Origin of the sequence: Gordonia lacunae, from assembly GCF_002149015.1 — a bacterium.
Taxonomy (GTDB): Bacteria; Actinomycetota; Actinomycetes; order Mycobacteriales; family Mycobacteriaceae; genus Gordonia; species Gordonia lacunae.
The window spans coordinates 25753-41806 of sequence record NZ_NGFO01000003.1 but is presented as its reverse complement, the minus strand read 5'-3'; the positions used below and the strand labels follow the sequence as shown (position 1 = coordinate 41806).

The following is a 16054-nucleotide window of genomic DNA, read 5'->3' as shown; positions in this document are numbered from 1 at the left end:
CCTCGCTGCGCTCGGTGCCGGCTCAACCAGCAGAGGGGGGGGCTCCTCGCTGGGCTCGGTGCCGGCTCAACCAGCAGAGGGGGCTCCTCGCTGGGCTCGTCACCTGCGCGGTCGTCCAGCGAATGATCGCCCGCAACAACACCTTCGAGGCCCGTTTCCGTCGACCGCCTCGACCCGCCGCCGTTCTCAGCGGGTGGGGGCGCGACTAGAGCCTCCGACGCATCTCGGCCGCCGGGGGCCACGCCATCACGAGCGGGAGGCGAACAGGCTCCCGAGGCTGGGTACCGCGACCGTGAGTCCGGCGAGCCGGAGCCCTTCCCACGCGGTGACCTGGTTGGCCGTGAGCACGGGCTTGCCGAACTTTGCCTCGAGGTCGGTGATCCACATCGCGGTGTGCAATGCGGTGTCGGGAACCACGATCGCCTGCGCCGAATCGCAGTCGGCAGCCGCGAGCATCTCGAACAACCCGTCACCGTCGAATGCGCCTGCCTCGGTCGCGGTCCCGATGTCATTGGCGCGCATGGCCACGACCGTCACACCGGCGTCGGCGAGGAATCCGATGAACCGGGCGGCCAGCGGCTCCGGGTAGGTCGCGGCGATCGCGACCCGCGACAGGCCGAGATGCCTGCAGGCCGCGGCGAACGCCAGGGATGTCGACGAGGCCGGACGGCCGGCCCGGTCGGCGACGCCGGCGGCCTGACGCCGGGCGCCGTCGAAGCCGTAGACGAAACTGCCGGAGGTGCACGCCCACATGACCGCAGACGGATGGTGGTCCAGCGCTCGTCGCACGCCGTCGGCGAGGCGGTCCGGTTCGCCGACCGCAGCCATGGCCTCGACGGTGTGATCGTCGGAGTCCACATCGGTGATGACAACCGGCAATCGGACCCCGAGGGCGGACGCGGCGGCGCCGATGGCTGTCTCGATGAGCTCGTAGTCGTCCTCGGCGGCGTGGCCGGGGTACAGCATGGCGACGGCAGTTGTCACGCCCACACCTCCAAGGTAGATTGTCAACAATCTACCAACCTTCCGTGAGGGGGCGCATGTCGGACGCCACGCGGTGGCTCAGCGCCACGGAACTGGCCGAGGCCTACCGTACCGGTGCGCTCACACCGGAGACGGTGGCGGCGGAGCTGCTCGACGCCATCGCGGACGTCGACCCGCCGATCAACGCGTTCTGCCTGGTCGACCGGGACCGAACGATGGCCGAGGCCAGGGAATCCACGGTGCGATTCGCTGCCGGGACGCCCGTGGGCCCCCTCGACGGGGTGCCGATCTCGATCAAGGATCTCCTCCTCACCGCCGGGTGGCCGACGCTGCGCGGTTCGCTGATGATCGAACCCGATCAGATGGTGTGGGACACCGACGCCCCCGCCGTCGCCCGACTGCGTGAGGCCGGCGCGGTGATGCTCGGCAAGGTCACCACGCCGGAGTTCGGGTGGAAGGGCGTGACCGACAGTCCGCGGACCGGTGTCACCCGCAATCCGTGGGATACGACGCGGACATCGGGCGGGTCGAGCGGGGGCAGTGCCGCGGCGCTCGCGGCCGGTCTGGGACCGCTGTCGGTCGGTACCGACGGTGGCGGTTCCATTCGCATTCCGGCCGCCTACTGTGGCGTCGTCGGGTTCAAGCCCACGCTGGGCCGGGTGCCGATGTATCCGCCGAGTCCGTTCGCACCGGTCGCCCACGTCGGCCCGATGACGCGGACCGTGTCGGATTGTGCTGCGCTGCTTGACGTCCTGAGTGGGTTCGACGCCCGTGACTGGTCTGCCCTGCCTCCGCCGTCGACGCCCATGGCGGCGGTGGTCGACGAGGTTCGCGACCTCTCGGATCTGCGTGTAGGGTACAGCGCCGACCTCGGTTTCGGATCGAATGACCCTGGGGTACAGGCCAATACCGATCGGGTGGCATCTGTCCTGGAGCAGCTCGGGGCGACGGTGGAGAAGGTCGATCTCGGCTGGGATGACCCCGCCTGGGCCTATCACGTCATCTGGTTCGCCGGTGCCGACGTCGTCGTGCGGGGGCTCGGGCCGCATGCCGCCGAGCGCGTGGACCCGCTGCTCATCGAGGCACTCGAGCGCCACCGCGATCTCAGCGCGGCCGATGTCGTCGGTGCCACCGCCCTGCGGATGGAGATGGGCACCCAGATGAGCCTGCTCCACGAGGAATTCGACGTCCTCCTGACCCCGTCGATGCCGACCGTCGCATTCGGGGCCGGTCGCACGGTTCCCGACGGGTCGGCATCCCCCGACTGGACGTCGTGGACTCCGTACACCTACCCGTTCAATCTCACCGGCCAACCGGCGATCTCCGTGCCGAGCGGATTCGCCGACGGTCTGCCGACCGGGGCGCAGTTCGTCGGCGCACGCCATCACGATGCAACAGTGCTACGCGTCGCCGCGGCGTACGAGGCGGCCGCGGGCTTCACCATGCTGGGGGATCGGCCGTGACGGCGGAACAGCGGTCCCGAAATGACCGATTCATAACCGTGACACTGGAGAAGCGAGGCGTGCGCGCGGTGGCGCGGATGCTGGATGCCGAGGCGCCGCGTACCGCCGCCGCCGTCTGGGATGCCCTGCCGCTGGGCGGCCAGGTCTTCCACGGGAAGTTCGCGCGCAACGAGATCTACACGCTGCTGCCGGCCTTCGCCACGGCGGAACCGGGCATGGAGAACACCACGATCACCCCGATCCCGGGTGACCTGTGCTACTTCACCTTCGATGGGGTCCTCGAGAACCCGGCCTATGGTTACGACAGCGGATCGGCCCCCGCCGAGCATCGACTCCTCATCGACCTCGCAGTGTTCTACGGCCGCAACAATCTGCTGGTCAACGGCGACGTGGGCTGGGTCCCGGGCAACGTGTTCGCGACGATCGTCGAGGGACTCGAGGACTTCGCAGCCGCCTGCAACGACGTCTGGATGGGCGGCGCGCGCGGGGAAACACTGACTTATGCGCGCCATTCACGGTAAGAAAGAGGGGATGACGGTGACGATGAAGGTGGGGGCCGAGACTCCGGGTCCGGAGGACCCGGGGATTGATCGAACCGTCGTTCACCAGCCGAAACGGGGCAAATCGCCACGTCGCCGGGTGTTGTCGCCGCTGGTTCAGGAATCGACACCGGCGATCATCGCGCGTAAGTTGCACGATGCGATCGCGAATGGAGACTTCGCACCCGGCTCGCAACTGACGGAGTCGGGGCTGGCGGCCGACCTGGGCGTCAGTCGTGGTCCCCTCCGCGAGGCCATGCAGCGTCTCACCGCAGAGGGGTTGCTGGTCAGCCACCGCAACCGCGGACTGTTCGTGGTCTCGATGGAGGACGACGACATCCGGGACATGTACGTAGCGCGTACTGCGGTGGAACGCGCTGCCGCACAGCAGGTGATCGCGCACCGCGAGCAGGAGGCGGTGCAGGCGCTCGGTGAGGCGGTCGACGCGATGCGCGACTTCATCGAGGAGCCCAACGGCGCCGGGATGGCGGAGGCGGACATGGCCTTTCACCAGACCCTGGTGGAATACGCGGGAAGTCAGAGGCTTTCGCGCCTGCACGAGACGATCCTCGTGGAGACACGAATGTGCCTGCGAGCCATGCGAGGAACGTATTCCTCGGGAAAGGATCGAATCGACGAACACCAGGCGTTGGTGGACGCCATCGCCGCGGGAGATGCCGCGGCGGCGGATGCTCTGATGATCGAGCACATGGCCGACGGGTTGCGTCGCCTGATCGGTGACGGCGAGGATGCCGCGAACCTTCAGGTGGCCAGGGGCTGATCGCCCGCGGCCGGAGGAGTACGCAGCCGAGAAAGTCGCTGCGTGCACCTCGTGGGCCCACCGAACGCTGCACGACGAGCTCGACCCTCAGCGGCCCCACGAATCAGGAAGCGCAGATGAGCGACACGACGACAGCAGACACTTACGAGCAGCTCGCACCGGACCCGAATTCTCCAGAGGGCAAAAAACTCCTGCGAAAGGCCATCGGCGCCTCGGCGATCGGCAACGCGACCGAGTGGTACGACTACGGCGTCTACGCCGCGGCCTCGGTGTATCTGACCCAGGCATTCTTCCCGGGCGAATTCGGAACCGTCGGAACCATGCTCGGTTTCGCGATCTCCTTCGTGCTGAGGCCACTCGGTGGCATGATCTGGGGGCCGATCGGCGATCGTATCGGCCGCAAATCCGTTCTCGCGATGACGATCCTGCTCATCTCGGGCGCGACCGCGTTGATCGGCCTGCTGCCGACACACGCGTCGATCGGCTTCTGGGCGCCCGTCTTGCTGATCCTGCTCCGCGTGATCCAGGGCTTCTCCACCGGCGGTGAATACGGCGGTGCTGCAACGTTCATGGCCGAGTACGCGCCGGACAACAAACGCGGTAAATACGGGTCGTTCCTCGAGTTCGGAACGCTGGCCGGCTTCTGTGGCGGCACGCTGTTCGTCCTCCTGCTGCAGCTGGCCTTGACCGACAGCCAGATGGACCAGTGGGGCTGGCGCATCCCGTTCCTGTTCGCGCTCCCGATGGGCCTGATCGGTCTCTACCTGCGGTCGCAGATGGAAGACACGCCGGTCTTCCAGGAACTGGAGCAGGACAACGAGATCAAGGGTTCGGCCTGGACCCGCTTCAAGGACCTGCTGGTCAACTACCGGCGTCCGATCATCACCATGTTCGGTCTGGTGATCGCGCTGAACGTCGCCAACTACACGCTGTTGGCCTACCAGCCGACGTATCTGCAGAACACGATCAATCTGTCCGAGACCTCGGCCAGCGTCGTCAATCTCATCGGTCAGCTTGTCATGATGCTGCTGATCCCCTTCTTCGGGTGGTGGTCGGATTCGACGGGCCGCAAACCCATGTGGTGGGGTTCGCTGATCGGCCTGTTCGTCCTCGCCCTGCCGCTGTATTGGCTGATGGGGCAGGGGTTCGCCTGGGCGATCGTGGCATTCGTCATCCTGGGAGTGCTCTACATACCGCAGCTCGCGACCATCTCGGCGACGTTCCCGGCGATGTTCCCGACCCAGGTCCGCTACGCCGGCTTCGCGATCTCCTACAACGTCGCGACCGCCGCCTTCGGCGGCACAGCGCCGCTGGTCAACGATGCCGTCGTCGAGAGCACCGACTGGAACCTCTTCCCGGCGGTCTACATGATGGGCGCCTGCGCCATCGGGATGGTCGCCCTGTGCTTCCTCAAGGAGACCGCGGGCGCCTCGCTCCGCGGCACCGAGATCCCGAGTCTCGAGAACGATTTCACGGCGCTGCAGAAGCAGAAGGTCGGGAAGTAGGGGAGCCGAGCAATCGCATCGCGGCGAGGGCGTACGCCCTCGCCGCGGTGACGAGGTCGGCGATGGCGACCGACTCGTCGGGCTGATGAGCGTCGGTGTTGATGTTGCCCGGACCGAGGACGATCGACGGGACGCCGAGGTCGCGGCTGACGAAGCCGCCGTCGCAGGCGGCGGTCCAGCCGCCGACCGAGGTGTCGGCACCGGCATCGACGACCGCCCCGACGGCCGTGGTGACGAGCGGATGTCCGGCATCGGTGGCGAACCCGGGCATCTCCATGGTCACCCGGACGTCGACGGTGATGCCGTCGGTGTCGATTCGGCGGTCGCGGATGGTCGCTCGCAACTCCTCGGCGATCCGATGCGGGTCCTCGTCGGGCATCAATCGCCGGTCGATGCCGAGTGAACAACCTGGTGCGACCACCGAGATGCCCTGTCCGCCCACGATCGTCCCGACATTCCAGGTCCCGTGGCCGAGCAGGTCGTCCGAGGTCTCGGCCAGTCGCGCGGCATCGGCGCGGATGATCTCGACGATGGCCGCCGCGGCGTCGATGGCGCTGCGCCCGTCCGCGGGGCGTCCGGAATGCGCGGCGCGTCCGGTCACCTCGATCTCGATGTACGACGCGCCGCGGCAGCCCCGCACCACCTGCATGTCGGTGGGTTCGGCGACCACACAACCGAGGAAGTCGTGATCGGCGGGGCGGCTCACGAAGTCCCGCACCCCGATTCCGTGCTCCTCCTCGTCGACCGTGCACACCAGACGGAGCGGTCCGTAGAGTTCGATGCCGACCTCGGGGGTTCGGCGCAGAGCACTCATCGCAGCGATGACGGCGGCGAGTCCGCCCTTCATGTCGGTGGCACCGCGGCCGTAGATGCGGCCGTCGCGGATGCGGGCCGTGTACGGGTCGGCCGACCAGTTGGGCCCGGCCGGGACCACGTCGGAATGTCCGAGGAACATCAGTCCCGGTGCAGTCCCGGCACGCACGGTGGCGACGAGGTTGGGCCTCCCGGGGGCCACTTCATGGGTCTCGACATCGAAACCGAGCGCGCGGCAGGCACTGTCGAGCACCGCGACCGCGGCCGATTCGGTCCCGCCGGGGTTCTCGCTGGGCGCCTCGACCAGGGCCGAGGTGAGCGAGGTGATGGCGGCCTCGTCGATGAAGCCGAGTACTGCGGACTCGGCGGCGGTCAGGTCTGGTTCACCACTCACCCGACCATCTTCTCAAGACTGGCCGTGAGACGTCGGACACCCTCGTCGATTCGTTCGGGTGTGCTCGAGGCGAAACAGAGACGCATCGAGTTGCGGAATCGTCCGCCCGGTGACAACGCGGGGCCGGGGATGAACGCCACCCCGTCGGCGAGGGCGACCTCGAAGAGTTCCCGCGTGTCGATCTCGGCGAACTCCTCGCGCAGCGTGACCCACAGGAAGAAACCGCCGGCAGGGTTCGTGGTCACCACCCGATCGCCCAGATGACGCCCGATCGCATCGAGCATGGCGTTCTTGCGCTCCCGGTACAGCAGGCGGATACCGGCGAGGTGGTCCTCGAGACCGCCGCGGGCGATGTACTCGGCGACGATGTGCTGATTGGGCACGTTGGTGCAGGTGTCCATCGCCTGCTTGCCGTTGATCAGCAGTTGGCGCAGCGACGGATCGGCGTCGACCCAGCCGACCCGCCAGCCGGGGGCGAGGATCTTGGAGAAGGTGCGCACCGAGAAGATCAGCGGATCACCGGGGCTCAGGGTCTGGAAGGTCGGGATGTCGGTCCCGGCGAATCGCAACAGCCCGTACGGGTCGTCGTCGATGATCACCGACCCCCAGGTGTGCGCCAGCCGCAGCAACTCGCGGCGTCGTTCCTCGGACATGGTGACGCCGGACGGATTCTGGAACGTCGGGATGGTGTAGATCGCCTTGGGCGTCTGACGGGTCCGCGCGACGAGGGTCGCCAACTGGTCGACCTGCATGCCGTCGTCGTCGACGGGCACCTCGAGCAGTTGCGCGCCATAGGAGAGCGCGGTCGCGCTGCCGTTGGTGTACGTCGGGGACTCGACGACGACCAGGTCTCCGGGGTCGACGAACAGCTTGCAGGCGAGGTCGAGTCCCTGCATCCCACCGGTGGTGATGACCAGCCGGTCGAGGGACGACAGGTCGGGAGTCGTGGCCAGGTAGTCGACGAGGAGCTGTAGCAGCCGGGGTTCGCCCTCCGTCGCCCCGTAGGTGAACGATGTGTTGTCCAGGATCTCGCCGGCGATCTGACGGAACTCGTCGGCCGGCACGGCCTCGTCGGCCGGCGAGCCCATCGCGAAACGCACGATGTCGTGTGACTGCGCGGCCAGCAGCGAGGTCGACGAGTCGATCATCGAACCGACGAGGTCCTTGGCGCGGCCCGCCAACGGCAGTGTCGGTGCCGAATGCCGGGTCTGGTAGGCGGTTTCGGTTGTGGTCACTTTCCTCACCTCGTCTCTCTGTGGCTATTTCTGGATCAGTTCGCGGGGGAAGTCGGTGAACGTCTCCACGCCGGTCGGGCTGACGCGCACCGACTCGGACAACTCGAAACCGTAGTTGTCCATCCACATTCCGCAGACGATGTGGAAGGTCATGTTGGTCTCGAGCACCGATTCGTCCTCGCTGCGGATGCTGATGGTGCGCTCACCCCAGTCGGGGGGATAGCCGATCCCGATCGAATAGCCGAGGCGCGAGGGCTTCTCGAGGCCGTACTTCGCGAGCGTCCAGTTCCACGTGGAAGCGAGTTCGCGCGTGGCCACGCCCGGTTTGATGGCCTCCAACACGTTGTTCAGTCCCTCGGCGGTCGCCTTGGCGACGTAGTCGAGGTCCTTGCTCGGGGTGCCGAGCGACACCGTCCGGGCGAGCGGGCAATGATATCGGTTGTGCGCACCGGTCAATTCGATGACGACCGCCTCGTCTTCCACGAAAGTGCCCTGATGCCAGGTGAGGTGGGGGGTGTCGGCCGCGGCGCCGGTGGGCATCATCGGCACGATCGCCGGGTAATCGCCGCCGTACTCCGGGGTTCCGGTGATCTGTGCCTGCGAGATGGCGGCGGCGGCATCACATTGCCGGACACCGATGTCGATGGTGTCGATGGCGGCGCGCATCGCCGTCGAGCACACCATCCCCGCCTGACGCATCAGCTGCACCTCGGCGTCGGATTTGACCGAGCGCACCCAGTTGACCAGCTCGAAGTTGTCGACGAGCTTCCACTCCGGGATCGCGTTGAACAGCGCACGGTAGGCCTTGGGGGAGAAGAAGTGTGAGTCCATCTCCAAGCCCACCGAACCGGTGTTGGACGCCGGGGCGATGAGGTGTCGCTGGCGCAACGACCAGGCGACCCAGTCGAACGGGTGCAGGTGCGGCCGGTGCACGTAGCTCTCCGGATAGCCGACGATCTGGTCGGCGGGCAACCATGTCGTCCGGTGTGCGCCATGCGCATCCATCTCGCGAGCGTAGAAGACCATCTCGCCGTCGATCGGCACGAACAGCATCTGCGGGGTGTAGAACGACCAGGCGTTGTAACCGATCAAGTAGAAGATGTTGGCCGGATCGGTGACGATGATCGCCGACAGACCCTGTCGGTCCATGAGTTCGCGGACTCGGGTCAGGCGCTGTTCGTACTCGCTGTCGGTGAAGAGCTGAGCACCCAGGTACATGGTCTTCGCGCTCCTGTCTGAACGGGACTCGTTCCGGAAACTCTTGTCAGCGACGGGGAATGGGCGTGGCGGTGTACTTCATGTCGAGGAATTCCTCGATGCCCACGCGTCCACCTTCGCGGCCGAGTCCGGATTCCTTGACACCCCCGAACGGGGCTGCCGGATTGGACACGGTGCCGGTGTTGACCCCGACCATACCGGTTTCCAGCGCAGCCGACAGTCTGGCGCAGCGATCGACATCCTGGCTGAACAGGTAGCCGACCAACCCCCAGGGGGTGTCGTTGGCCAGCGCGAGGACCTCGTCGTCGGCCGCGGGATCGTCCGGCTCGTCGGCAGTGCCGAACGGAATGATCGCGGCGACGGGTCCGAAGATCTCGGTGCGCGTGAGATCCGCGTCGAGCCCGACGCCGGTCAGTACGGTCGGCGGATAGAAGAAGCCCGGGCCGTCGGGGTTCTCGCCCCCGCAGACGACTCTGGCGCCCTTTGCCACGGCGTCGGACACCAGTGCCGAGACCTTCTCGACGGCTTTCGATTCGACGAGGGGGCCGACCTGGACACCCTCGGCGGCACCATCACCCACCCGCAGGGCGCTCATCTTCGCGGCGAAGGCGTCGGTGAACTCGTCGATCACGCTGCGATGCACGAAAACTCGATTGGCCGCCGTGCAGGCCTGGCCGATGTTCCGCATCTTGGCGAACATCAGTCCGTCGACGGCTCGGGAGACGTCCGCGTCGGCGCACACGATGAACGGCGCGTTGCCGCCCAGTTCCATCGACGTTCGCATGACCGTCCCCGCCGCCTGGCGCAGGAGGAGTTTCCCCACCTCGGTCGACCCGGTGAAGCTGATCTTGCGGGCGAGTCCGCTTTCCATCCACTCGGTGACGACGGTCGACGGGTCGCTGGTGGTGACGACGTTCAGCACCCCGGGCGGCAAACCCGCCTCGACGAGGATCTCGGCGAGCAGCAGAGTGGTGAGTGGGGTCAGTTCGGCAGGTTTGAGAACCATGGTGCAGCCCGCCGCGACCGCAGGGCCGATCTTGCGGGTCCCCATGGCCAGTGGGAAGTTCCACGGCGTGATGAGGATGCACGGGCCCACGGGCTGCCTGGTCACCACGATCCGGTGCGATCCATCGCCGGTGGTGGTGGAGTCGCCACCGATGCGGACCGCCTCCTCGGCGAACCACCGGAAGAACTCGGCGCCGTAGGCGACCTCACCCTTGGCCTCGGCAAGTGGCTTACCCATCTCGGCGGTCATCACCGCGGCGATCTCGTCCACGCGAGCCATGATCAATTGGTTTGCGCGATAGAGGATCTCGCTGCGGTACCGCGGTGAGGTCGCCGCCCAGTCGCCCTGGTGCGCTGCCGCGATCTCGAGCGCGCGCCGGGCGTCGGTGGCGTCGGCGTCGGCGACTCGGGCGAGTACCTCGCCGGTGGCCGGGTTGACCACCTCGAATCGCTCGCCCGACGCGGCCGGGGTCCATGTGCCGTCGATGAAGAGATCGGTGCGGACGCGTGACACGGCGTCGGGGCCTGAGTGGGGACCGGCGATGTGCGGGGTAGCTGGGGCGGGGGCCGTCATGGTCGTACTCCTCGGGAATCGGTCGCTGGGTCGGGTGCTGACGTGAGCAGTTCGGCGAGGTGGACTCCGCGGACGTGACCGGGGGAGAGGCCGTCGTCCACGGTCGCGAGGTGTTCGACGGCCATCGCGCAGCTGAAACCGTCGGTGACGACCGGCCGTTCGGGGGCGTTCCGCAGCGCCGGAGCCAGACCGTTCTCGGCGACGGCCATGCTGACCTCGTAGTGCCCTTTCTCGAAGCCGAAGTTGCCTGCGACACCGCAGCATCCGTCTGCGGTGTGCACGGTGACCCCGAGTGCCTCGAGGGCGGCGATGCCGACCCGGGCGCCGAACACCGCGTACTCGTGGCAGTGGGTCTGCAACGTGACCTCGTCGGGCAGGGGCGGCGGTCGCCAACCCGTGTCGAGCAGTGCGGGTACGTGGGCGGCGAAACTCCGCACCCGTGCGGCGACGCGGCGCGCGGCGCCGGTCGGGACGAGTTCGGGCAGATCCTTCGCCAGCGCCGCGGCGCAACTGGGTTCGACCACCACGATCGGCCGGTCCGTCCCGTCGTCGAGGTCGGCGACGGTGCGACGCAGTACCTTTCGGGCACGGTCGAGCTGTCCCGTCGAGATCCAGGTGAGACCGCAACAGTTGTCGGCCGCACAGCCGACGGAATCGGGTGCACGGTCGACGGGATCGGGTGCACGGTCGACGGGATCGGGTGCACGGTCGGCGGGATCGGGTGCACGGTCGACGGGATTCGATGCACAGTCGACGGGGTGGGCAGCACCGAGGATCTCGGCGACCGCGGTGGCGACGTGCGGCCGGAAGGCGCGGGTGAAGGAGTCGACGAACAACACGACCGTGGAACTCTCGTCGACCGGGGAGAGCGCTGCGAGGTGGGTGCGCCGCGCCTGCCGGGTGGCGAACGCGGGCATCGTGCGCCGGGGGTCGAGTCCGCCGGCGCGCGCGGCGAGACCGCTGAGCCGGGATCGCAGTGCGCGGTTGAGGACGGGCGCCGCGAGCCCCGCTGCCGAGAGCCACGCAGGCATCCACCCGAGGGAGTAGTGCGACAGCGGACGGAGCCGGCGCCGATAGTGATGATCGAGGAACTCCGACTTGTAGGTGGCCATGTCGACGCCGGTCGGGCAGTCGGTGGAACACGCCTTGCACGACAGGCACAGCTCCAGCGCTTCGGCGACATCGGTCGACCGCCAGCCCTCGTCGACACTCGGCGCGGTGCGGACCATGTCCTGCAGCACGCGGGCGCGCCCGCGGGTGGAGTCCTTCTCGTCACGAGTGGCTTTGTAGCTCGGGCACATCACTCCGCCGGAGTCCGCGCGGCACCGCCCGACACCGATGCACCCCTGCACGGCGTGCACGAACGGGTCGACGAGCGGGAGTTCGTGTCCGAGCGTGAAGGCGGTGGGCCAGGTGCGCCGCGGCACCTCGGCGAGCGCGAGGTCGGCGGTGATCGGGGGCGCGTCGATGATGCTGCCCGGGTTGAGGATTCCGCGCGGGTCCCAGATCGACTTGAACCGGGCGAAGGCCGACATCATCGCCGGGGTGTACATGATGGGCAGGAGTGCCGACCGGGCCCGCCCGTCGCCGTGCTCGCCGGACAGCGAACCGCCGTGGCGCACCACGAGTTCGGCGGCCTCGGTGCAGAAGCGCGCCATCACCGCCCGCCCCTCGGGGGAGCGCAGGTCGAACGTGATGCGGACGTGCATGCATCCGGCGCCGAAGTGCCCGTACATGACCCCGGTGAGGCCGTGCCGATCGAGCAGGTCGGCGAAGTCGTCGAGGTAGTCGGCGAGTCGCTCGGGTGCGACGGCGGCGTCCTCCCAGCCCGGCCAGGATTCGTAACCGTCGCCGATGCTCTCGTCGTCGGGATCGGCGAGGCGCGACGACAGGCCCGCGCCGTCTTCGCGGACCCGCCACAGCGCCCGGCGTCGAGCAGGGTCGTCGACCACCGTGGCGTCGATCATCCGTCCCTGCGCCCGCAGGTGGTCCAGAAGGCGTTTGGCGGTTGCGGGCACGTCGGCTTCCGAGTGCTCGGCGGCGCTGTGGTCGTCGAGATCGATGAACAGCCATGCGGATCCGTCGGGCAGGCCGGCGACGGACTCGCGCCCACGTCGCGCCGCCATCGTGGCGACGATCTTGCGGTCGATGCCCTCGATGGCCGACGGGGCGAACGGGAGGATCGCCGGGACGTCCCGGGCGGCGTCGGCGGGGGAGCGATAGCCCACACACAGCAGGAGTTGTGAAGTCGGGACCGGCACGAGCATCACGGTCGCGGACACGACGAGCGCGCAGGTTCCCTCGCTGCCGACGAGTGTTCGGGCCACATCGAAACCGTTCTCCGGCAGCAGCTTCGCGAGATGATATCCGGAGACCTGCCTCGGGATGGTCTCGAGCTGGGTGCGCAGGATCGCCAGGTTCGCAGCGGTCAGCTCCCGTAGCGAATCGCTGATCTCGGCCGCCCGCGCCGCTGCCGCGGCATCGGCGGGATCGGTGGCCCGCAGGCCGTCGCGGGTTGCGGTGAGCAGCAGTCCCTGCGCCGTGACGAGATGGAGTTCGACGATGTGATCGCTGGTGCGGCCGTGACGGACCGAGTGATTGCCGCAGGCGTCGTTGCCGATCGCGCCGCCCAGGGTCGCGCGCGACGCCGACGACGGGTCCGGCGCGAACGTGAGCGCGCCGCCGGTGGTGGCTCGTGCGTCGGCGGCGAGGGTCGTCAGGACGATGCCCGCACCCGCGACCGCGGTCGCGGATCCGGCGTCGACGGACAGGACCCGGTCGAGATGCCGGGACAGGTCGATCACGACGCCGGGTCCGATCGCGTTGCCGCCCATGGAGGTCCCGCCCCCGCGGGGGATCACCGGGATCCGGTGCTCATGACACCACCTGACCACCGTCGCGACCTCTCGCGCGGTGCGCGGGAAGGTGACGGCCAGCGGGGAGACGCGGTAATTGGAGGCGTCGTAGGAGTATTCGGCGAGGCGACGTGTCGAGGAGTCCGCATCGACACCGAGTTCGGCGAGTTCGGCGGCGATGTCCACCCGTGGCATCGGTGACCGGGCTGTCAGTTCTGGCCGAGCGCCGCGGCGAGCGCGGCCCCGAACCGGGCGACACCGAGGTCGATCTCCTCGGCCGTCACCACGAGGGCGGGAATGAGTCGTACGACGTTGGCGGCCGGACCGCACGTGAGCGACAGCAACCCCTGGGCAGTGGTGGCCTGCTGCACGGCCAGCGCGGCCGCCGCGTCGGGAGCGGTGTTCCCGGCGGCATCGGTGGTGATGAACTCGATGCCGGCCATCAGTCCCAGGCCGCGGACGTCCCCGACGCCGGGGAAGCTCGCGCACACCTGGCGCAGGCCGGCGAGCAACTGCTCACCACGTACGCGGGCGTTCTCGACGAGACCCTCGGACTCGATCACGTCGAGCGTGGCGATCGCGGCGGCCGCCGCGACGGCGTTGCCGCCGTATGTGCCGCCCTGCGACCCCGGCCAGGCCTTGCTCATCAACTCCGTCGGTGCCGCGATCGCCGAGATCGGGAATCCCGACGCCAGGCCCTTGGCGGTGATCAGGATGTCGGGGGTCAGGCCCGCCGCGTGCTGGTGACCCCAGAACTTGCCGGTGCGACCGAATCCCGCCTGCACCTCGTCGAGGACGAGGAGGATGCCGTGGCGGTCGGCGCGCTCCCGCAGGCCCTGGAGGAAGCGCGGCGGGGTCGGCAGGTATCCGCCGTCGCCGAGAACCGGCTCGATGAGGAAGGCGGCCGTGTCATTGGGTGCGACCCGCGACTGCAGCAGATAGTCGAGCTCGCGCAGTGCGAAATCGACGGCGGTGTCGGTGTCCCAGCCGTAGCGGTAGGCGTACGGGAACGGCGCCATGTGCACGCCGCTCATCAGGGGCGAGAAGCCCGCGGAGAAACGCGTCCCGGCGGTGGTCAGGCTGGCCGCCGCGACGGTGCGGCCGTGGAAACCGCCCTGGAAGACGATGATGTTGGGTTTCGCGGTGGCCATCCGCGCCAGGCGGACGGCGGCTTCGACGGCTTCGGAACCGGAGTTGGCGTAGAAGACCGAGTCGAGCCCGGCGGGCAGTACCGCTCCGAGGCGCGCGGTGAGCTCGAGGAGCGGGGTGTGCATCACGGTGGTGTACTGCGCGTGGATGACCTTGGCGCACTGTGCCTGCGCGGCGGCGACGACGTGCGGATGGCAGTGGCCGGTGCTGGTCACGCCGATGCCGGTGGTGAAGTCGAGGTAGTCGCGACCGTCGGTGCCCCGGATCCACGAACCCGCCGCGGTGTCGACCACAACGGGGGTCGCCTGCTTCAGCGCCGGACTCAGCGACGCGGTCTGGCTGGAGCGGATCGGGGAGTCAACACTGGCGGTCATGGGTACACGGTGACGCTCGATCGTACGATTGTCAACAATTGGACATCAGTGCTGGCCATCGAGTGTGTCGAGAGCGGCGCTGAGGTCTCGCAGTGCGTGCAGGGCCTGTTCCCATCGCGCGGGGTCGAGAACGGTCGCCAGGCGATCGGCCGCTTCCCGGTGCCCGGGGTTGATGGCCCGCACGGCGGCGAGTCCCGCTGCCGTGGGAGCGACGAGTTTGGCCCGGCGGTGAGCCGGATTGTCCCGGTATTCGGCCAGTCCGTCGGCGACGAGGAGGTCGGCGGTGCGCTGCACGCTCTGCCGCGTGATGCCCATCGCCCGTGCGATCCCCGCCACCGGCAGCGGCTCGTCGAGGACCGCGCCGAGCACCTGCCATCGCGTGGCGGTCAGCTCGGCGGGTGCGGCGAGGCGTTCGGCGAGGGCGAGGAACTGGCCGTTGAGGCGAAAGGCCGTCAGTGCGGAGGCCGACAGGAGGTCCTGATGATCTCTCACCGCTTGCCGGCCAGGGCGTAGAAGCCGCTGGGGTCCTGGTGTCCGTAGAGCCGGTACCAGGCGTCGAGAACCGGCGGTGTGTAGAGGCCGAGCAGTGCGAAGACCTCACGTGCGAAGTCGACGGGTGCGATCGCCGCGGCGGTGATCACCCCGCGATCGGCGACGGCGGGAGCGTCGACGTACTGCGCCGCGCCCGCATAGCCCGTGGGTGCGAGCTGCTCGGGGGCGTTGCTGGTGTGGCGGCGGTCGTCGAGCAGTCCGGCGCGCGCGAGTCCCATCGTCGCGCCGCAGATCCCGGCGACCGGCGTCCCGGCGTCCGTCCAACGCCGGGCGGCGTCGACGAAGTCGTCGTTGGACTCCCAGATCTGGGCGCCGGGCAGCACCAGCATCGCGCTGTCCTCGGGCCGGATGGCGTCGAGCGTGGTGTCGGGCACCATGGTGACCCCGCCGATCGTGCGGATCGGGTCGGCGGACGCGCCGACGGTCACGATCCGGAACGATCCGGGTTCGGCCTGGTAGTCGGGGTTGTTGATGCCCGCTGCGACGTAGCCGAACTCCCAGTCCGCGAGCGTCGGATACAGCGCGAGATGCACGGTTCGCATGATTCCTCCTCGATGACGACAATGACAGCATCCTGTCATTCATGACAGGATGCTGTCAATGGCCCGAGGGG

Annotated in this window: 13 protein-coding genes; 4 read left to right on the top strand and 9 right to left on the bottom strand. The window is 68.4% G+C overall.

The annotated features are described in order from the left end of the window. Positions 1-246: 246 nt before the first annotated feature. Positions 247-984: a maleate cis-trans isomerase family protein gene (locus CA982_RS03355; RefSeq protein WP_086534133.1), complete on the bottom strand. Its 738-nt coding sequence runs from the start codon at positions 982-984 to the stop codon at positions 247-249. A gap of 56 nt (positions 985-1040) precedes the next feature. On the opposite strand from CA982_RS03355, the gene CA982_RS03350 reads away from it, so the two are divergent. From CA982_RS03350 to CA982_RS03335, 4 genes are all read left to right on the top strand, one after another. Beyond that, positions 1041-2447, top strand: coding sequence for an amidase (locus tag CA982_RS03350; RefSeq protein WP_086533943.1), 1407 nt, complete (start codon positions 1041-1043; stop codon positions 2445-2447). Between the two features lie 77 nt (positions 2448-2524). Beyond that, positions 2525-2968, top strand: a complete 444-nt coding sequence (locus CA982_RS03345) for a DUF3830 family protein (protein ID WP_244176123.1) — start codon at positions 2525-2527, stop codon at positions 2966-2968. Between the two features lie 10 nt (positions 2969-2978). Then, positions 2979-3767 carry a GntR family transcriptional regulator gene (locus tag CA982_RS03340; protein ID WP_208617881.1) on the top strand — a complete coding sequence of 263 codons (789 nt, stop codon included), beginning with the start codon at positions 2979-2981 and terminating at the stop codon, positions 3765-3767. 116 nt (positions 3768-3883) lie between these two features. Then, positions 3884-5272, top strand: coding sequence for an MFS transporter (locus tag CA982_RS03335; RefSeq protein ID WP_086533940.1), 1389 nt, complete (start codon positions 3884-3886; stop codon positions 5270-5272). On the opposite strand, the gene CA982_RS03330 is transcribed toward CA982_RS03335, so the two are convergent. Genes CA982_RS03330 through CA982_RS03295 form a run of 8 tightly spaced genes read right to left on the bottom strand, consistent with a single transcriptional unit; the run spans position 5238 to position 15983 of the window. Beyond that, the gene (locus CA982_RS03330) at positions 5238-6479 is read right to left on the bottom strand and encodes a M20 family metallopeptidase (RefSeq protein ID WP_086533939.1); all 1242 of its coding nucleotides are present in this window, start codon (positions 6477-6479) and stop codon (positions 5238-5240) included. The two genes, CA982_RS03335 and CA982_RS03330, sit on opposite strands and share 35 nt — an antisense overlap. Then, positions 6476-7714, bottom strand: coding sequence for an aminotransferase-like domain-containing protein (locus CA982_RS03325; RefSeq protein WP_086533938.1), 1239 nt, complete (start codon positions 7712-7714; stop codon positions 6476-6478). The genes CA982_RS03330 and CA982_RS03325 overlap by 4 nt, the downstream gene beginning before the upstream one ends. Before the next feature lie 24 nt (positions 7715-7738). Then, positions 7739-8932 carry a M24 family metallopeptidase gene (locus tag CA982_RS03320; protein ID WP_086533937.1) on the bottom strand — a complete coding sequence of 398 codons (1194 nt, stop codon included), beginning with the start codon at positions 8930-8932 and terminating at the stop codon, positions 7739-7741. 46 nt (positions 8933-8978) lie between these two features. Beyond that, positions 8979-10511, bottom strand: a complete 1533-nt coding sequence (locus CA982_RS03315; RefSeq protein ID WP_086533936.1) for an NAD-dependent succinate-semialdehyde dehydrogenase — start codon at positions 10509-10511, stop codon at positions 8979-8981. Beyond that, positions 10508-13561 (bottom strand): FAD-binding and (Fe-S)-binding domain-containing protein, encoded by a 3054-nt coding sequence (locus CA982_RS03310; RefSeq protein WP_086533935.1) that lies wholly within the window; start codon positions 13559-13561, stop codon positions 10508-10510. Before CA982_RS03310 ends, CA982_RS03315 begins: the two co-directional genes overlap by 4 nt. Positions 13562-13575: 14 nt before the next feature. Further along, positions 13576-14889, bottom strand: coding sequence for an aspartate aminotransferase family protein (locus tag CA982_RS03305; RefSeq protein WP_086533934.1), 1314 nt, complete (start codon positions 14887-14889; stop codon positions 13576-13578). A 45-nt stretch (positions 14890-14934) separates the two neighbouring features. After that, a complete protein-coding gene (locus tag CA982_RS03300) occupies positions 14935-15381 on the bottom strand; it encodes a MarR family winged helix-turn-helix transcriptional regulator (protein WP_064569949.1) in 447 nt (148 codons plus the stop codon). After that, positions 15378-15983 (bottom strand): DJ-1/PfpI family protein, encoded by a 606-nt coding sequence (locus tag CA982_RS03295; protein ID WP_086533933.1) that lies wholly within the window; start codon positions 15981-15983, stop codon positions 15378-15380. The genes CA982_RS03300 and CA982_RS03295 overlap by 4 nt, the downstream gene beginning before the upstream one ends. Positions 15984-16054 lie beyond the last annotated feature (71 nt).

Coding starts and splice junctions, on each gene's coding strand:
- CA982_RS03350 (WP_086533943.1), top strand. CDS start 1,041: ATGTCGGACGCCACGCGGTGGCTCAGCGCCACGGAACTGGCCGAGGCC.
- CA982_RS03345 (WP_244176123.1), top strand. CDS start 2,525: ATGCTGGATGCCGAGGCGCCGCGTACCGCCGCCGCCGTCTGGGATGCC.
- CA982_RS03340 (WP_208617881.1), top strand. CDS start 2,979: ATGACGGTGACGATGAAGGTGGGGGCCGAGACTCCGGGTCCGGAGGAC.
- CA982_RS03335 (WP_086533940.1), top strand. CDS start 3,884: ATGAGCGACACGACGACAGCAGACACTTACGAGCAGCTCGCACCGGAC.
- CA982_RS03320 (WP_086533937.1), bottom strand. CDS start 8,932: ATGTACCTGGGTGCTCAGCTCTTCACCGACAGCGAGTACGAACAGCGC.
- CA982_RS03315 (WP_086533936.1), bottom strand. CDS start 10,511: ATGACGGCCCCCGCCCCAGCTACCCCGCACATCGCCGGTCCCCACTCA.
- CA982_RS03310 (WP_086533935.1), bottom strand. CDS start 13,561: ATGCCACGGGTGGACATCGCCGCCGAACTCGCCGAACTCGGTGTCGAT.
- CA982_RS03305 (WP_086533934.1), bottom strand. CDS start 14,889: ATGACCGCCAGTGTTGACTCCCCGATCCGCTCCAGCCAGACCGCGTCG.
- CA982_RS03295 (WP_086533933.1), bottom strand. CDS start 15,983: ATGCGAACCGTGCATCTCGCGCTGTATCCGACGCTCGCGGACTGGGAG.